Annotated in this window: 12 protein-coding genes; 4 read left to right on the top strand and 8 right to left on the bottom strand. The window is 39.9% G+C overall.

Features of this window, described 5'->3' with window-relative positions; genetic code table 11:
* Window positions 1-6: 6 nt before the first annotated feature.
* The 3 genes from EDC37_RS03325 (at window position 7) to EDC37_RS03335 (ending at window position 3947) form a co-directional block, all read left to right on the top strand.
* Window positions 7-1116, top strand: a complete 1110-nt coding sequence (locus EDC37_RS03325) for a hypothetical protein (RefSeq protein WP_132547911.1) — start codon at window positions 7-9, stop codon at window positions 1114-1116.
* A 282-nt stretch (window positions 1117-1398) separates the two neighbouring features.
* On the top strand, window positions 1399-2487 hold the full coding sequence (gene trpS / locus EDC37_RS03330; protein ID WP_132547913.1) for a tryptophan--tRNA ligase: 1089 nt from the start codon (window positions 1399-1401) through the stop codon (window positions 2485-2487).
* Between the two features lie 137 nt (window positions 2488-2624).
* Window positions 2625-3947 carry a C40 family peptidase gene (locus tag EDC37_RS03335; RefSeq protein ID WP_132547915.1) on the top strand — a complete coding sequence of 441 codons (1323 nt, stop codon included), beginning with the start codon at window positions 2625-2627 and terminating at the stop codon, window positions 3945-3947.
* Window positions 3948-4034: 87 nt separating this feature from the next.
* Here EDC37_RS03335 and EDC37_RS03340 read toward each other — a convergent pair whose 3' ends face one another.
* Window positions 4035-6062: a methyl-accepting chemotaxis protein gene (locus EDC37_RS03340; protein WP_414153134.1), complete on the bottom strand. Its 2028-nt coding sequence runs from the start codon at window positions 6060-6062 to the stop codon at window positions 4035-4037.
* A 453-nt stretch (window positions 6063-6515) separates the two neighbouring features.
* On the opposite strand from EDC37_RS03340, the gene EDC37_RS03345 reads away from it, so the two are divergent.
* Complete coding sequence (locus EDC37_RS03345; protein WP_132547919.1) at window positions 6516-9377, top strand: FAD-binding and (Fe-S)-binding domain-containing protein; 2862 nt, start codon at window positions 6516-6518, stop codon at window positions 9375-9377.
* Between the two features lie 71 nt (window positions 9378-9448).
* Here the strand turns inward: EDC37_RS03345 and EDC37_RS03350 are convergent, their stop codons facing one another.
* The 7 genes from EDC37_RS03350 to EDC37_RS03380 all read right to left on the bottom strand — a co-directional run bounded on the left by EDC37_RS03350 (window position 9449) and on the right by EDC37_RS03380 (window position 19442).
* A complete protein-coding gene (locus EDC37_RS03350; protein WP_132547921.1) occupies window positions 9449-10471 on the bottom strand; it encodes a LacI family DNA-binding transcriptional regulator in 1023 nt (340 codons plus the stop codon).
* Window positions 10472-10495: 24 nt separating this feature from the next.
* Window positions 10496-11995 (bottom strand): UDP-glucose--hexose-1-phosphate uridylyltransferase, encoded by a 1500-nt coding sequence (gene galT / locus EDC37_RS03355; RefSeq protein WP_132547922.1) that lies wholly within the window; start codon window positions 11993-11995, stop codon window positions 10496-10498.
* Window positions 11996-12009: 14 nt separating this feature from the next.
* The gene (galE, locus tag EDC37_RS03360) at window positions 12010-12999 is read right to left on the bottom strand and encodes a UDP-glucose 4-epimerase GalE (RefSeq protein WP_132547923.1); all 990 of its coding nucleotides are present in this window, start codon (window positions 12997-12999) and stop codon (window positions 12010-12012) included.
* Between the two features lie 126 nt (window positions 13000-13125).
* Window positions 13126-14295, bottom strand: a complete 1170-nt coding sequence (locus EDC37_RS03365) for a galactokinase (RefSeq protein ID WP_132547924.1) — start codon at window positions 14293-14295, stop codon at window positions 13126-13128.
* 34 nt (window positions 14296-14329) lie between these two features.
* A complete protein-coding gene (locus tag EDC37_RS03370) occupies window positions 14330-15289 on the bottom strand; it encodes a beta-galactosidase small subunit (RefSeq protein WP_132547925.1) in 960 nt (319 codons plus the stop codon).
* Window positions 15273-17159: a glycoside hydrolase family 2 TIM barrel-domain containing protein gene (locus tag EDC37_RS03375; RefSeq protein ID WP_132547927.1), complete on the bottom strand. Its 1887-nt coding sequence runs from the start codon at window positions 17157-17159 to the stop codon at window positions 15273-15275. Before EDC37_RS03375 ends, EDC37_RS03370 begins: the two co-directional genes overlap by 17 nt.
* A 54-nt stretch (window positions 17160-17213) precedes the next feature.
* A complete protein-coding gene (locus EDC37_RS03380) occupies window positions 17214-19442 on the bottom strand; it encodes an alpha-galactosidase (protein ID WP_196589867.1) in 2229 nt (742 codons plus the stop codon).
* Window positions 19443-19462 lie beyond the last annotated feature (20 nt).

Below are 19462 nucleotides of genomic sequence, written 5' to 3' on the forward strand. Positions count from 1 at the left end.
TTAAAAATGCTCAACTACCGTTATCTCATTATCTTATTGGGACTTTGTCTTATAGAAAATGTTCCTGCACACGCCCAAACCGCAACCAATGCGGCACCACCAGCACAACCAACAGCAAAACAGCTACCTGCTATTCCAGTAAACAGTGAATCATTTTTTACTGAAAATACACCCACAGATGTTGCTCCAGCCTTTGGTACTGATTTATACAGTTTAGCTAAAACTGTTGATGCCTTCCATCCCTCCAAAAAAAATGTACTACAAGCCCATTTTGGAAATGATTTCAATTATAAAAATGAACACAGTACGCAAATAGGGCTGGCTTCGCTGCAACATCTGACTAAAAACCTCTACAGCACCTCCGCATTGACTAACCGCCACCTCAGTGATGAAACGTATAAAACATATTATAACCTGCAAACAAGTGGTCTTTTATATAAATTTGACAAAGGTATAATCGGCTTATCTTACGACCACTATACAGGTGATATTGATATGAATGGCTTTACAATAAACAGCTCATATCAATTTGACAGCAGTACAGAATTACTATTTTTTTCAGGGAAACGGCCGCATAACGCGCCCGGTGCCATATTGCAAAATGTATATGAACACTTTTATGCATTAGGCTTACAAAAAAATATAAATGACCGTTTAACTTTAGATCTTGGGTACGATATCAGTAACCTTTCCGATGGTAACCAATATAAAAACTATTCTTTTAATGGTATATATAAGCTTGAACACACAAACGCATACGCAGATTCCCTGCTTTTTGATTATAGCCATGGCAGCTATGACAAATTTTCCCCTGCATATGATACACCAAGTAAAAATGACTATTACGCTTTAGGATTACGCCGTGACTGGCCTGTATACTCACAAAAACGGATTTGGTCGTGGACTACTAAACTCGGTACAGTACGCGATAATAATGAACCTTTTTCTTTCCTTCCCTCCACAGAAATAAAGCTTACCCAGAATATAAGCAAAAACCAACAACTTACCGCTGCTTTTTCCTATGCTTGGTACCAAAAAAGAACTGATGCAGAAGTAAATAATAACCGCAAAGCAAACAATTATTCATTTGCCCTCGATTACTCCATCACTTTATAATCTGCCTTTTTCGCTGGAGCATTATGCCAAGTTATAAAAATTTGCATTATTTTCTATGAACTATATTAAAAAAACTGATATAATAAAAAGGCATGGTATTGAGGATTTTTGAATTTGTACAAGAGGCATATTCACTGTACATCTGTACCTAAGCATTATTTCTTAATATAATATTGCTGATTTAGGAAGCTGACCTTTAAGATTAACTGTTATACAAAACAGTTTATTACAACTGCCGGTTTCCTTGATACATATAAAATCTTATTATAACAGGAGAAAACGATGGCAAAAATTATTTTAACTGGCGACCGCCCTACCGGTAGATTACATATAGGGCATTATGTAGGTTCTTTGCGGGAACGTGTGCAATTACAAAACTCAGGTGTATATGACAAAGTTTTCATCATGATTGCCGATGCCCAAGCACTTACCGATAATGCCGATAATCCAGAAAAGATACGGCAGAATATTATTGAAGTAGCACTTGATTATCTAGCATGCGGACTTGATCCTAAAAAGTCTGTTATCTTTATCCAATCGCAAATTCCCCAACTATGCGAACTGTCCTTTTACTATATGAATTTAGTCACAGTTTCTCGCCTGCAAAGGAATCCTACCGTAAAAGCCGAAATTCAGGCAAGGAATTTTGAAACAAGCATCCCTGTCGGCTTTTTTACTTATCCTATCAGCCAAGCTGCCGATATAACTGCTTTTCAGGCAACAACCGTTCCCGTGGGTGAAGACCAAATGCCTATGCTTGAACAGACAAGGGAAATTGTACGCAAGTTCAACACCACCTACGGTGAAACCCTTACAGAACCGGAAATTCTACTTTCCGGCAATGAAACCTGCCAACGGCTGCCCGGCACAGACGGCAAAGCCAAAATGAGTAAATCCATAGGCAATTGCATTTATTTGTCAGAAACTGCCGATGAAATAAAAAAGAAAGTAATGAATATGTATACGGACCCAGACCATATTCGTGTAGCTGACCCTGGAAAAATAGAAGGTAATACCGTCTTCACTTATCTCGATGCCTTTTGCACCGATGACCACTTTAAGCGTTATCTGCCGGACTATAATAATCTCGACGAATTAAAGGCACATTATCAGCGAGGCGGCCTCGGTGATGTTAAGGTAAAAAAATTCTTATATGCCATCCTAATGGAATATCTGGAACCAATAAAAAAACGCCGCACTGAATTTGAAAAAGACATTCCGGCAGTATATAAAATGCTACAGGAAGGCAGTGTCAAAGCCGAAGCCGTCGCCGCCGAAACTTTGGCCGCTGTAAAAAAAGCTATGCGGATAAATTATTTTGACGACACTGAACTAATCAAAGGACAAATTAAGCGTTTCCAAAAAAAATAATTTTTAACAATTCTTAGTTCTATAATAAATGTTGGTGTAAACAAAATTCAGCTTATGCCAACATCATTTTTTTGTAAAAAAGCCTAACATAAAAAATTTATTACATTAAAAGACTTAGAAACGGAAAGTGACCAGCTATGCAAATATCGATTCGTATCATTATTTTTCTCTTTTTTACCATTTTAACCGTCTTTCCTTATCCCAAAGCCAATGCAGACGGTCTTGTAAATGACGGGCCTCTCCGCACGGCAACATTCTGGCAGCAGCATAATACCGATGGTGATTCACTTGTTCTTACAGAGGCGCAAAAAGCGCCTTATAACCATGCAATACAGCAAAGTTCTCCGGCAATGGTAGACATGGCGGACTACCCGACAACTGAATCCAGAGATACCGTGAAACAAATAATAGAGGCTTCTTCAGTTGTCCCCGATGAAGCATATGATGAATTTGGACAGTCACTCAGCCAATCAGCAATAGATGATTTACTACATAATAGAGGTTTAGAAAATATCCCAGATACAGTTTCTGTCCGTATGGGTGTGACAGTCCGCCGCAGTAGTATTAGAACATTGCCGACCGCAGATCCCATATTTGAAGAACCGCAGGCCAGTATGTTCGACAGTCTGCAAGAAACAGCTATAGATCCTGCTGAGGCAGTGCTGATCCTGCACACCAGCAACGACGGCCAATATTATTATATACAGATGTATAATTACAGCGGCTGGGTAGCGACAGCAGATATCGCCCTGACCAATGATCGCAAGCAATGGCTCAATTACGTGAATCCCCAAAAGTTTTTGACCGTAACTGGTAAATCCTATCAAGTAACAAATGGCACTGAGATGCTTTTTTACCAAATGGGCAGTCGGATTTCTTTCACCAAAAAGAATAAATTTGGTTACACCATCATTATTCCACAACGCGATGCACAGGGAAATCTAAAAGAAAAATCCACCTTTATCACCTCTGCCGCCTCACTCCATGAAGGATACCTGCCATATACGCGCAACAATATAATCCAAGAAGCTTTTTATTACTTAGATGAACCATATGGCTGGGGCGGACTCAAAAACAGCGTAGATTGCTCTAGCTTTATCGCCAACCTGTATAGAACCGTAGGCATTTTTCTGCCACGAAATGCCGACCAACAAGAAACCGTAGCAGGACAGCATTTCCCCTTTACGGATCTTGATGAAAACGGTATTTATAACAGCATAGCCAAAAATTGTCGTCCCGGCGACGCATTTTTCATGGACGGTCACGTTATGCTGTATTTGGGTGAAGTCGATAATGTTCCTTATGTAATTGACGCACTTGGCAGTTACACGCAGGATATTGACGGACAGAAAATAAGACATCATATTTTGCATGTGGTGGTCAATGACTTATCCCTAACTGTTTTCAGCGGTAAGAGCTTTGCTGCTGTATTAACATCAGCCGTATCATTCCACCAATAGAAAAGTAATAGAAAAGACAGCCCCCAGTATTAGACTCTGCGTCTAACGCTGGGGGCTGTTTAAAATTCTTTAAAGCTTATATTATGTCTAGACTTTAAACTTTTGTACCTGTGTCTGTAAATTTTCAGCCATCTGTGCTAATGATTTGCTGGCATTGGCAATCTCATTCATAGATGCCGACTGTTCTTGTGATGCAGCTGAAACATTTTCTGCCGCTTCACTGGTTTTTTCACTGTCATCTCTCAATGTATGGGTATGTTTTACAATCATCTTGCTGTGCTCATCCATTTCACTGATCGCTGTGGAAATATCCTGTATCTGCGCTGATACCGCCTGAATAAAACCAGCTATATTTTCAAAAGTTTTTTCCGTGCTGACTATCTTTTCAGTACCGATCTTTACCTGGTCACGTCCATTTTGGATACTGGCAACTGCAGTGTCCGTATCTGCTTGTATAACCTTTACAATATCTGCTATCTGCTGTGCTGCCGCTTGAGAGGATTCAGCAAGCTTTCTTACCTCTTCAGCTACCACTGCAAATCCTTTGCCTTGTTCTCCGGCACGGGCAGCTTCAATGGCTGCATTTAGCGCCAACAGGTTGGTCTGTGCAGCTATAGCAGAAATAGTATCAACAATACTGCCGATTTCCTTGGATCTTTCTCCTAGGGAATTGACATCCACTGCTGATTTTTCTGTAATTTTTTCAATATGCCTTATTTCCGATACGGCTTCATCAATTTCACTTTTACCTGCATTTACCGCTTTTTCCGCTTCTTTACCTTTGACAACAGCACCATCTGCCCTGCCAGAAATATGATGGATCCTTTCTGCCAGATTTACTGCCGACTGTTCAACATTCTTGAGCGTCTTCAACTGGCTCGTCGCGCTTACCGCAATATCGCTAACTGATTTTGCTACTTGGTCTGATGCTTGTACAGATTGTTCTGTAGTCGCATTAATCTGCTCAACAGAAGCAGCTAAGGTTTCTGTTGACTCGCAAACAGAAACCAGCACATTTCTGACTTTGTCACGCATATAATATAAAGCCTTAGCCAATGCACCAATTTCGTCATCAGTATGTATCTGTGCTGCACGTTTGCCAAAATCGCCCTGCGACAAAGCATCCACTTCATCAAGCATCGGTAAAAGAGGTTTAAGCAGCCGCCGTATCGCCCATAAGACGCACAAGGATACCAGCAGAATAATAATTATGGATATTCCTGCCATTATCTTGAGCGCCTGCCTAGCCGGTGCAAAGAATTCATTTTCATCAGCGACAGCCGCCATACTCCAGCCCGCGGTTGGAACTGGTTCATAAAAAGCTATCTTATTTGCTCCCGACGAATCAGTAAACCGATACATCCCGGCTTCACCGGTCAGCATTTTTTGTCCGAGACCGCTTAATTCTTTGTCGTCACCATCAGTAATTTTCTTTTTCATGATCAGGTCTTTATCTGGACTGTTAATATATGTACCGTCATTGGCGACAAGGATACTATAGCCTTGTTGTCCCAGTTTAAAATCTTCTACCTTTTTGCTTACAGCATCGACATAAATAGCCGCTAAGACCATTCCCACATTCTTGTTGCTATCATCCTTAATCAAAGAAATAGCATTGAAGATGATCTTTCCTGTAGCTTGTGATATAACTGGCGAGGATATAAAGTAATCTTTATTACCGCTCATTGCGTCCTTATACCACGCCTTTTCCTGATTGTACATCTCCTTAGGGCCGTCAGAAGCCTGTCCCCACAAGACGCCAGAACCGTCAAAATTACCCCAGCTTACGCTGTCATAAACACCAGGATATCTTTTTTGCAAAAGTTGCAACCTATATATATTATTTTGCCGGGCTGCTCCAGGATCATCAGCAATATGGCGGGATACCGGGTTCGATGCAGTAAGTTCCGTTTCAAGCAATCGTGCATCAAGCCATGCATCTATGTTTTGGCTCACATCCGCCGTTTGCTTAGTCGCATTATCAAGCAAGGTTTCTTGTAAAACATTGCCCATGTATTTATACGCTATTACTGATAGTATTATCAAACCAATGATAATTATCGGCAGAACAAATATAAGTAGTTTTGTTTTTACAGACTGTGATTTTAACTTCAATTTACTCATCTCTTTCCTTAAAATGATTCTTCCTTTTTTACAGGCTCTTCTATTTTATCATAATATATTACAAAGTAAATAAGTTTCCTATTGTATATTATAGGAAATTTATTATCACTATGAGCAATTTAATATGATTTTTTTTTATATATTAATTTATTTTTTTTATATAAAGGTGAAATAACTGTTATTTTACTTCTATATGAACACCCCCAAAAACGTTCCAATTCTTTTGTTTACTGGTTTGCAGCCTAAGTACATTTTTCATGCCATAAAAAAACTATGTAAAAACTTTCACTTGACCTTAGAATCAAAGGGGAATTATACTAGCATTAAGGTATTAAATATATTTTTAATTATATACTGGATAGATAATTTTGATTAATGATTATTTTGTTCCCCAGCGATAATTATCGATCCAGTCGTAAACTTTAAACTCAGGGGTGAACTTTTATGGAATTTAAACTAGACAAAAGCGATTTTTCCAATTTGCCTACACAATATCAAACGTTTTGTCGTAATATTCTTCAGCATATACCAGAGAAACAAATCTTTATCGATCCTGTACGTACGTATGCTTACAGCGTTGATGCAAGCTTATATCATATAACGCCAAAAGTAGTAGTAAAGGTAAGAAACCTTCAGGAAGTATCAGTTCTTATAAAAGAAGCGAAAACACAAAAACTGCCTATTACCTTTAGGGCAGCAGGAACCAGTCTTTGCGGACAAGCTTTGACAGATTCCATTCTTGTCGTAATTTCAGAAGGATGGCAAGATCACCTTATTACCAATAATGGTGATAAGATCACTCTGCAACCTGGTATTATAGGAGCAGAAGCTAATTTGTATCTACGTCCTTATTCCCGTAAAATAGGTCCTGACCCAGCATCCATTAACTATGCACGTATTGGTGGCATGGCCGCTAACAACGCCAGTGGGATGTGCTGTGGTACAGCAGATAACAGCTATAAGACCGTTGAAGATATGAAACTGGTCTTTGCCGATGGTTCTCTGCTTGACACGGCAGATGCAGCTTCCAGAAAAAGCTGGGCAGCTGATGCCAACCATAAAAAGATGTTACAGGAACTGACGGATTTGCATGATGAAATTCATTCTGATAATGAACTTAAAGAACTTATTGCCCATAAATTCAAAATAAAGAATACTACCGGTTATAGTCTTAATGCTTTTGTGGACTACGATGATCCGTTTGATATCTTAAAGCATCTTCTTATTGGCTCAGAAGGAACACTTGCTCTCATTGTAGAGATCACTTACCGTACTGTTCTGGACCATAAATATAAAGCTTCAGCACTTATGTTCTTCCCCAGCATGAGAGATGCCTGCCTGGCTGTTATGAAACTTTATCGACCGCTTGTATCCGCAGCTGAATTACTTGACCGTATCTCTTTAAAATCTGTTGAAGATTGGCCCGGTGTGCCTTCATATATAAAGACCCTGCCCAAAAACGCAGCGGCATTGCTCGTAGAAATACGCGCAGAAAATCAAGCTGCTTTGACAACTCAAATTGCCCAGGTAAAAGAAAAACTCTCATCAATGACCACGTTAATGCCGATCGAGTTTACTGATGTAAGAGAAGAATACGAACGCCTTTGGAATATACGTGCCGGCATATTCCCTGCTGTAGGCGGAATTCGTGAAATAGGTACGACTGTAATCATTGAAGATATTGCTTTTCCTAAGGAAACACTGGCAGATGCTGTTATGACACTGCGTGAATGTATGAACTCACATGGCTATGGCGATGGCATTATCTATGGTCATGCCCTTGATGGTAATGTCCATTTTGTTTTCACCCAGGCATTCAATACTAAGGAAGATAAAGAGCGTTATAAAGTATTCATCGAAGACATTTGTTCGTTTGTCGTTGAAAAATACACTGGTTCTTTAAAAGCTGAACATGGAACAGGCAGAAATATGGCTCCGTTTGTTGAATTTGAATGGGGCAAAAAGGCTTATAGCATTATGACCCGTTTAAAGAAAGCTTTCGATCCGGACAACCTCTTAAATCCTGATGTAATCATTACTAAAAACGGGAATTTGTTCATCGAAAACATCAAGTCAATGCTGCCTACAAACGATATCATCAATAAATGCATTGAATGCGGTTATTGTGAAGTCAATTGTCCTTCCCGGAATTTCACCTTCACGCCGCGCCAGCGCATTGCCACACAGCGTGAAATAGCAAGACTCAAGGCTACCAAAGAAGATCCGGCTTTGTTAAAACGTTTTGAAAAGGACTACGAATTTTTCGGCAACGAAACCTGTGCTGTTGATGGTTTATGCCAGACTACCTGTCCAGTTTCTATAAACACAGGTAATTTTACAAAATATAAACGTTCCTTGGCACTCACACCTCGGGCAAAGAACACGGCAGCTTTTATCTCTGATCATTTTGCTGGTGTCAGCAGTGTCGTAAAACTTGGTCTTACTGGCGCTAACATTGCACATGCGACAGTCGGCACACATGCCATGGAATATATAACAGGTAAACTGCGTGATATCAGCGGTGGTAAAATGCCTCGCTGGACAAAATGGATGCCGAAAAGCGGCAGTACACCAAAAACTTCACGCAATAATGCTGCAGGTCCTAAAGTGGTGTATTATCCAAGCTGTGTTACCCGTATGATGGGACCAGCTAAAAATGACGATGACCAAAGACAGCTCGGTGATGTTATGATTTCATTACTGCAAAAAGCAGGCTACGATGTAATATTACCTGAAAACATGGATAAATATTGTTGTGGTATGCCATTTGAAAGTGAAGGCCAGTTTGAAACAGCAGACCGTATGAGCGCACAGTTGGAAAAATTATTGCTCTCCTGTAGCAATAACGGCGAATATCCTATCTTATGCGACACCAGTCCTTGCGTATATCGCATGAAGAAAGTAATGGGCGAACACCTCAAAATCTATGATACTGTAGAATTCATCCATGATTTCTTGCTTGATAAATTGGCTTTGAAAAAAACTGATGAAACTGTCATGGTTCATGTTACCTGCAGTGCCAGAAAGATGGGCTTAATTGAAAAGTTCCGCACCATAGCAGAAGCTTGTGCGACAAAGGTAGTCATTCCAGAAAGAGTTCGTTGTTGCGGTTTTGCTGGTGACAAAGGCTTTAGTCTGCCTGAATTGAACGAATCTGCCCTTGACCATCTCAATGAAGAAATTCCTTCCGGTTGTACACATGGTTACTCCAACAGCCGTACTTGTGAAGTCGGCTTGGCTGCCAAGAGCGGTATATGTTATCAATCCATCGCTTATCTTGTTGATGAATGTGCATCTGCACGTTGATATAAATGATCGTACTAAAAAATGCTGCCATAGCTTTAGAAGCTATGGCAGCATTTTTTAACTAAGCATCTTTATACCGTTTTTATAGGTGCAGTCGTATTTCGCTTTATCAATGTATTTTCCAAAATAATCTCATCGCTGACAGTATTTTGCGACTCTATTTTCTCCATCAATAAAGCTGTAGCTGACTGTCCCAGCAAAGACATATTCTGGTCTATCGTAGTGAGTTTTGGTTCAATAAAACGGCTTATCGAAATATTATCAAAACCAACTATGGAAAGATCCTCCGGTACGTTTATTCCCAAGCGATGACAACCGTTAATCGCCCCTACAGCCATCAAATCATTACAAGCGAATATAGCGGTTATCTTCCTGCCGCTTTGTATCGCCATCATCACTTTTGCTAAAGTATTATCCACAGTTTTTTCAATATTGCCTTCACCAATATTAAGCACATATGGTTTTACTTTATACTCAAACATCATTTTTCTATAAATTTCTTCTTTTATTTCATAAGAGTCACTACTCATACCACGAATAAAGAGTATATGCCTGTGCCCTAATTTCAATAAATGGTTCAGTGCCATTTTCGTCCCGGAAGCCTCATCATTAGAAACATATGATATTCCCGGCCTCTTTACATAGCTGTTTATAAATACCAGTGGCACCCTGGCTGCTATCTGGTCATAAAAAGCAGCTTCAACTGCATATGTGTTAGGCGATATATTGATAATGCCGCAGACATTGCGTGATAAAAGCTCCTGCATACATTGTTTTTCTTTCAGCGGATTGTCTTTTGCGCAAGTAATGAGCATAGAATAATTATAGTGCTTTATATATTCTTCAATGCCATCAAAAACTTCGGCAAAAAACATATTAAATAAGCTGGGGACAACTACACCGATAGTAGTGGATTGTCTTGTATTAAGTTCGCGAGCCTGAATGTTCTGCACATAATGAAGTTCCTTAATTGCGTCCAATACTTTTTTCTTAGTTTCTTCTTTTACGGGATAGTTACCATTCACTACACGCGAAACAGTCGCTACTGATACACCAGCACATTTTGCCACATCTATTATCGTCGTAGATTTCATCAACTTATCATCCTCAAAACAAAATTATAGGACAGCCATAAACTTATCAAAAGCTGCCAAGCCGATACTGTTTCGTTTATAGACACCTGCATGAACCAGTACCTGCATGAATATACTACCTACTTCGTTATTAAGGATATCAGTAATATTATTTTTGTCAATAGAACTATTGTACTTTTCATGCATTTTTTTATACCATTCAGCATGCTTTTTTATTTCAGGATCACCACTTATATCAGCTGTGCCGCGCAGTAATTCTTCCTTTATTTTCGCCAGCTCTGACTTAAGTCTGGCCGGTAATACAGCCAATCCCATAACCTCGATGAGGCCAATGTTTTCTTTTTTTATATGATGCACTTCATTATGCGGATGGAATATACCCAATGGGTATTGCTTAGTAGTACGATTATTGCGCAATACTAAATCCAGCTCATATAAATCTCCGCGTTTGCGGGCTATAGGCGTAATTGTATTATGCGGGGTACCATCACTTTCAGCCAATATTTGGACACTCGCATCAGAATACTGCCGCCAGGTTTTTAAAATATATGCAGCCAGTTCTGTTAAACGTTTTCTATCTTTCCCTGCTAAACGAATAGTGGACATTGGCCATTTTACTCTGCCGACAGTTACATCTGCAAAGCCATTAACTGTATACGTTTTTTCCACAGGAGCTTTAGCCATTGCGAAGGTGTAATTACCGCCCTGATAATGGTCATGCGCTAAGATAGAGCCGCCGACTATTGGCAAATCCGCATTTGAGCCTATAAAATAATGCGGAAAACGACTGACAAAAGACAACAGATTTTGAAACGTTTTCTGTGTGATCTGCATTGGTATATGCTTTTTATTTAGCACTATACAATGCTCATTATAATATGTGTATGGTGAGTATTGCAGGAACCATTCCTGTCCACCAAACTCCAACGGAATCAATCTAATCGTCTGTCTTGCCGGATGCCCTATGCCTCCGGCAAAACCTTCATTTTCGCGACAAAGCAGGCATTTAGGATAGGATAATGACTTTGCCGTTTTCGCTTTTATTATATCACGTGGATCTTTTTCTGGTTTGGAAAGGTTTATTGTTATATCCAAATCGCCGTATTCTGTCTTTGTCTGCCAAATAATGTTCTTATCTACACGCGCTTTTCTTATATAATTCGAGGCAATACTCAATTTATAAAAAAAATCCGTAGCCATTTTAGGCGATTGGTCATACAATCCTGTAAATTTTCCAATAACCTCTGAAGGGCGCATCATTACACAATTCATGATGCGTGTATCAAAAAGGTCTTTTTGTTCTGTTGTGTCTTCAATAAGTTTATTTTCTACTGCGTATGCCAGCATATTTGTCAGAATAGCCGATGCTTCATCTAAACGTTCATCTACTACTTCTTCCGCAAAGGCATCTACCCGTAAAACATCTAACAAAAGATTAGCCGCATAAATCTTATCTGTTTTTTCTATAAGCTTTTGCTGTTGTGCAAAATTGAGCAGTCTATTTATCTCATAATTTATATCCATAAGTTAATCCCCGGTTACTCATCAAATCCGTTTGGATGTTTTTTATGCCATTTCCAAGCCGTTTTTATGATGCTTTCCATATCTGTATACTTTGCTTTCCAGCCTAAAATTTTTCCTGCTTTTTCACTAGAAGCGACAAGTTTAGCCGGATCGCCAGCACGGCGTGCTCCCACAATTACCGGGATTTCTTCCCCTGTAGCTTTCCGTGCAGCTTCAATCATTTCTTTTACGGAAAAACCATTGCCGCTGCCCAAATTGAATATGTCACTGCTGCCACCCTTGCGCAGATAATTTATCGCTCTCATATGTGCATCAGCCAGATCCACTACATGAACATAATCCCGTATGCATGTTCCATCTTTAGTCGGGTAATCCTGTCCATATATCGTTATAGCTTTACGTTTTTTTAACGGTACTTGCAGAATAATTGGTACCAAATGGCTTTCTTGCTTATGGTCTTCACCGATATGTCCGTCTTCAGATGCCCCTGCTACATTGAAATAACGCAAGGATACATACCGTACAGAATGTATTAAGCTCACCCATTTCATCATTTTTTCCATTATGAGTTTAGATTCGCCGTATGGATTGGTCGGTTCTGTAGTATCTGTTTCTTTTATAGGGATTCGTTTCGGTTCTCCGTAAGTCGCCGCGGAAGAAGAAAAAACAATCTTATCTACTTTGTGCTTTACCATAGTTTCAAGCAATACCTGCATGCCATATACATTATTATTTAAGTACAAAAGTGGTTTTTCCATGCTTTCACCCACGAGTGAACAAGCTGCAAAATGAATAACTGCTTCTATTTTGTTTTCAGTAAATATTTTATCCATTGCTTTGCTGTCACGAATGTCTTCCTGATAAAACTTTACTTGTGCTGGTACAGCTTGTCTGTGCCCGGTGCGTAAATTATCCACTACGATTGGTGTTTCATTGTTTTTTAATAGTTCATCCACCATATGTGAACCTATATAACCGGCTCCGCCGCATACTAAAATTGCCATTTTAAACCTCCGCGTTTTATTGTTTCACATTTTCTATTTTTCGGTATTGCAATGGCTAATACCCGCTACAATATCGAAACCAAATTCTATTTTTACTACAAGGTTATTCTACTCGACTTTTCTTCATTATTCAATGACTTTTGTGCCATCACCTATATTGGCAATATAAAAGTCCGGCTTGTAACCTATTTTCTGTACATACCCTTTACTTACATTTTTCTTAAATGCATCAATACAATCGTTCCGCACAATGCTGACTGTGCAACCGCCAAAACCGCCTCCTGTCATGCGCGAGCCGATCACTCCGTCCTGTTGCCATGCTAATTCAGCCAAGGCATCAAGTTCCGGCCCGGTTACTTCATAATCATCCCGCAGTGATTTATGCGATTCATTCATAAGGTGTCCAAACAATTCCAAATCATTATTTTCCAGTGCAGTTACTGCTTTTATTGTTCTTTGATTTTCAAATACCGCATGACGGGCACGCCGCATACATACCGGATCTTTTATTGCTGTCTGTAACTGCGCGAAATCGTCTTCATTAAGTTCACCCAAGCTCTTCACGTTCCGTTTTTTCTGAATATCGGCTAAAGCCTGTTCGCACTGGCTGCGGCGCAAATTATAAGCCGAATCAACAAGACTATGCTTACAGTTAGTATTGGTTATGACTATACTGTATCCCTTAAGCAATATTTTTACATAACGATATTTTAGTGTATTGCAATCTAAAAGCATGGCATTATCTTTTTTACCCATGCCTACTGCAAATTGATCTAATATACCGCAATTCACACCGACAAATTTATTTTCTGCTTCCTGGCAAAACTTCACCATATCCAAAGTGTCGATAACAAATGAAAAGAATTTTTTTAATACCATTGCCGTAAGCATTTCCAGCGATGCTGATGAAGAAAGCCCTGCTCCGTCCGGTAAATTCCCATATATTACCAGATTAAAGCCCTTATTGACTTTAAAACCGTGGTTTTGGAATGTCTTCACTACCCCCAATGGATAATTGGCCCAATCATTAGCCTTATCGTTCGCTATTTTTTCTACATCAGCCGTTATTATTCCCTTTTCCGGTAAATTCAGTGAATAAAAGCATATTTTTTTATCTTCTCGCAGCGATGCGGCTCCATATGTTCCCAATGATATAGCACATGGGAAAACATGTCCACCGTTATAATCTGTATGTTCACCTATAAGATTTACTCTTCCAGGTGAATAGAATATATGCTGCGCCTGTTCCTTAAATTTCTCTTTATACACTTTTTTTATTTCTTCCACAATATCCATTGTATTCTCCTCTTCTTTATCTGCATGTCTATTTTTAAGCTTTTACAATTGAAAAACTAAAATCAATATCCTGCCCTGCTGGAATATGGTATTGTTTTTCTACATCTCTTCCCCAGCTGTCAATACCACCTACGCCCCTGACCTTACCAAGAATTGAAAGAACTGTTCTTCTAGGCAGTGGCAATTCCTCAACATGAGTAGCATTTTCCAATTCTTCAGCAGTATATGGCAAACAGCTAAATGCGAACGGCTTATCCAAGCTGCATATTTTTATACCAAATTGGTCATGTGAATTATCCGCATTATTTTTCGTGGTGCTACGAATTACTTTTACCCAATTGGTATTCATATGGACGCCACAATCTTGCGGTACTAAATATGGTGTTACAGGTAGTCCTTTTATTTGGTATGTACCAAATCCCCCGCCTGCCATCCTATCAGGATATGTTTCACCTGATAATCCTTCATATTCATAACCATCAGCCTTGGTAGGTATAATAAAGCGCATACCGAATACTGGCAATTCCGGTAGCTCATTATTCCCATAGTAATGGACTTTTACAGTTATTGTACCGCCCGGTACAATAGCATAACTGACACTAACCTTCGTAGAAGGCTTAGTAAGTGTTTGATACACATATACTATTTCTACTTTATCCGCATATTCAGCATCTGAATATTGATTGTTTACCGGTGGTTTAGGAAATGCTATCGGTTTCTCATTTATGCGCACGGCTATACTTGCCGTATCAATAAACATATCTGTGCCCAACCACTGAATAGACTTCTTCACAAAGCCATTTCCCTTGTCATTATCCGTCGCTGCCCGCCAAAAAGTCGGTTTTGCTTCCCTATAGAGCCACTCTTTGCCATTTATGACCAATGATTCAGGACCGCCTCTTGCATAATTGAAGATATAGTGAAATTGATTCCCGGCAATACCCAAGGTTGCATCACCATATATTATTTTCAATTTTTTATTTGTATTTTCCATAATAATATTTCACCTCCTGCATCGCGGGTTTCTCCGTCCTGTCAGCGAATAATAATCCATCACCGCTAAAATCATAATCAGACGGCCGATCATCAAAATCGCCACCATAACGCAGTACTTCCCGGCCGGTAAGTTCATCTTTAACCAATAGAGCCTGGTCAATAAAATCCCATATAAAACCACCATGGTACATAGGGAACTGCTCAAGCAAGTCCATATAAGATTTCATGCCGCCTAATGAATTTCCCATATCATGCATATACTCACACAATAAAAATGGTTTTTGCGGTTTATTTTGCAGATATTCTATTATTTCTTCAGGTGAAGCATACATCCGACTTTCGACGTCAGAAATAACACTCTCATATTTGCGGTTCCTTACCACGCCTTCATAATGGACAAGCCTTGACGTATCAACCTCTTTATAATATTTATTCATCGCCGCAATATTATCACCGGCATAAGACTCATTTCCCAGTGACCAAAATACAATGCTCGGATGGTTTTTTAATAATTCATAATTATTTTTTGCCCGGTCTAAGACAACATCGCGCCATTTTGGTAACGACCCCGGTACATTATAAGACGGTTCAATTTCACCCGATTTCTGCCATGAACCATGCGATTCCAGGTTATTTTCCGCCATCACATAAATACCGTGCTGGTCACAAAGACGATACCAAAGTTTCTGGTCAGGATAGTGGCATGTACGGACAGCATTGATGTTATTTTTTTCAATTATACTGATGTCTTTTTCCATATCAACAGCTGTTATGACTCTTCCGGAACGGGCATTCCATTCGTGTCTGTTCACGCCGTTGATAATAAATCTCTTACCATTAAATAAAATAACTTTATTTTTTATTTCGATCCGCCTGAACCCGAAATGGTATGGAACAATTTCCAATACGGTACCATCCGCTTTGCTTATTTCAACAATCAACTGATATAAATAAGGGGTTTTATTACTCCATAGATGTATCTGTTTAAAACGAATACCATTTACCTTTATTTTTTCCGCAGCTTGCTGTTTCGTCTGAAAAAGTACTGTACCTTCGCTATCCTTGACAATAACATTGACTACTGCATCAATATTACTGCTGGATAAATGGCAGTGCACATCAAGCAGACCGTCTTTAAAGTCATCTGTCACCGTCGGCCTGATCAACAGATCCTCAACATGTGTCTGGGGTTGGGCAAGCAAGGTAACATCCCTAAAAATCCCAAAGAATCTAAAGAAATCCTGATCCTCCAGAAAAGAAGCCGTGCTGTGCTTGAACACCTCGACAGCTAGTAAGTTCTCCCCTTTTTTGATAAAAGGTGTCAGATCAAACTCTGACGGCGTAAAGCTGTCTTCGGCGTAACCCAAGAAATGACCGTTAAGCCAAACATACATTGCCTTTTCTACACCATCGAACCGTACCCTAACATTTTTATCATAAAACTCCGGTGGCAATATAAACTTTTTACGGTAAGAACCGACTCGATTATCCTCCGCCTGGCTGAACATGCCCTTGCCTGTTTCGTCTGCGCCTAAGGTATATGCCGGCCTACGGTAAATATGTCCTTCCCATGGATAAAGTGTATTAATATAATGGATTTTATCATATCCGGCCAACTCAATATGACCCGGTACTTTAATAGTATCGAAATTACTGCTGTCAAAATCTTCAGCAAAGAAGCCTTGCGGCCGTACCATGGGATTTGAAGAAAAACAAAACTGCCATTCACCGTTTAAGCTCTGCTCAAAACTACTCTTATCATTTTGCGCCTCATCATAATCTTTATAAAATTGATGGTCACTATGTGCCGGTATCTGCCCTTTTCGAAATACTTCTGGATCATCCAACCAATTGATATCCGCCTGCAAAACAACCGACCTCTTTTCTCTTAATAAATTCTTTTTGCAAGTAAATTTCTATATCTAATCTACCGCCTCAATTACAAATAAGGCTGCATGAAAATCAACAGAAGCCGATGCACATTTACATGCATCAATCAACTGCCGTACAAAAAGGCCTGCATTCATTAATTCATCACCATAAAAGCGCTCAACGCTGTTGTTTACAGTATATTTTTGATCAGGGAGCAATCCCTTAAAATATATTCGTTTATACGCTGGATTAGCATGGTTTAAAATTTGGTAGCGACAAGCGATGGACTGCCGTCTATCGTCGCTGACCACCTGCCAGCTCATTACATTCCCCCCATTAACAAAGGGATTATCTATCCTATACAGCGTCCCAAATTGGAATAGACGCCGATACTTTTTATAAAACTTAACCTGATCTTGCAACTGCGAGATTTCTTGTATTGATAACTTGGTAATATCAAGTTCATAGCCAAAAATACCAAAGAATGCTACAGCAGCCCGCGTTGCCATTGGTGTCATCCGCCCTGTTTGACCGTTTGGCACATCTGAAATATGGGCACCCATCATTGACTGCGGATAACCATATGACGTTCCGAACTGAATAAACATCCGTTCTACCGCATCCGTATCGTCACTAGTCCATGCCTGCGGCGCATAATACATCATGCCCAGATCGAAGCGGCCGCCGCCTGATGCACACGATTCAAAGAGGACATGTGGGAATTTGCTTGTCAACCGTTCATAAAGCTGGTACACTCCCAAAATATAACGGTGCGGCATTTCCAGCTGCTGTTCGGCAGCCAGCTGAGTGCTGAACATCTCCGTAATATGGCGGTTCATATCCCACTTGATATAATCCAGTTGTGTTCCTTCAATAATTTTACTGATCGCTGCAAAAAGATAATCTATTACCTCCTGCCGCGTAAAATCAAGCACAAACTGATTGCGTCCAGGAGACATTGACCGTCCCGGCACATGGATAACCCATTCTGGATGCTGCCGGTATAGTTTGCTGTCAAGGGAAATCATCTCCGGTTCAAACCATAGGCCAAAGGCCAATTGCATCGCATGAAGCTGCTTTGCAAAATGGCCCAGTCCCAAAGGAAATTTAGCATCATCCGTAAACCAGTCGCCTAAAGATGTCGTATCATCATTGCGTTTACCAAACCAACCATCATCTAACACAAATAACTCTATACCCAAATCTTTCGCCTTACTGGCTATTCCCAATAATTTATCTTCATTAAAATCAAAGTAAGTTGCTTCCCAGTTATTAATCAAAATAGGTCTGTTTTTTTCTGCAAAGCGAGCCGGCAGCAAATGCCGTCTATAAAAACGCGCCAGTTGTTGGCTGAGACGGTTCATTCCTTCTGCAGTATAGCTGAGTACACATTCCGGTGTTTGAAAAGATTGACCCGGTGTTAGATTCCAAGAAAATTCAGCAGGATTTATACCGATCAATATCCGGGCTGTACTAAATTGGTCTACTTCAACCTGATCCAAGAAATTACCGGAATAGATGAGATTAAAACCAAAAACTTCACCACTGTCCTCATTTGTTTCTGGACGCGCCAGCATCATAAAAGGATTATGCTGGGCGCTTGATGCTGTCCGCAAACTGCCGACGCTTTGCACTCCCGGCCGAAGCGGTGTGCGGAGCAAATGACGTTCTCTTGCCCAAGACCCAGAGAATTGCAGTAGATCATACCTATCATCTGGGAGGTCTAATTGTACGCTGTAAGCAGTCGCTAAATGCACTGCTGTTTCGCTCGAATTAACAAAACATGCACTCCGGACAATTACATCCTGATGCGGAAAAACACTATAAACTATTTTCAATTCTAACTTAGCCATTTTATCTTCCATGAAAATAGTTAAAGTTTCTGCATCATCCCCAATTTCATCAAAGGTAGACGGTAAAGCAGGCAGCCGCTGCTTGCCTTTTCTTTTTTCATACCGATCGTAACCAAATTCTGAAATACGGCTGCCATCTTTCAAGACCAATTTATATGCCGGATAACGAAAATCGCCTTTACCAAAACTAGCATATTCCTGTTTCAACACATCCAGTTGAAAATCTGGCTTGTCTAATTTCCACGCAGGCGTAATATTTCTCTGCTCACGAATAGTTAAATCAGGATATTGCGGACGAACATGTATCTTTTTCCCATAATACAACTGCCCTAACTCACCGTTTTCCATCACTTGAAAAACATAGCTGGTATTATCCGTCTGTAAATGAAAGACTCCCGTCTTCTCTTCTACTGTAATTGCCATCATACACCCTCCCATCAAGTTTT

The sequence above is a fragment of the Pectinatus cerevisiiphilus genome (assembly GCF_004341685.1).
GTDB classification, from domain to species: Bacteria; Bacillota; Negativicutes; order Selenomonadales; family Selenomonadaceae; genus Pectinatus; species Pectinatus cerevisiiphilus.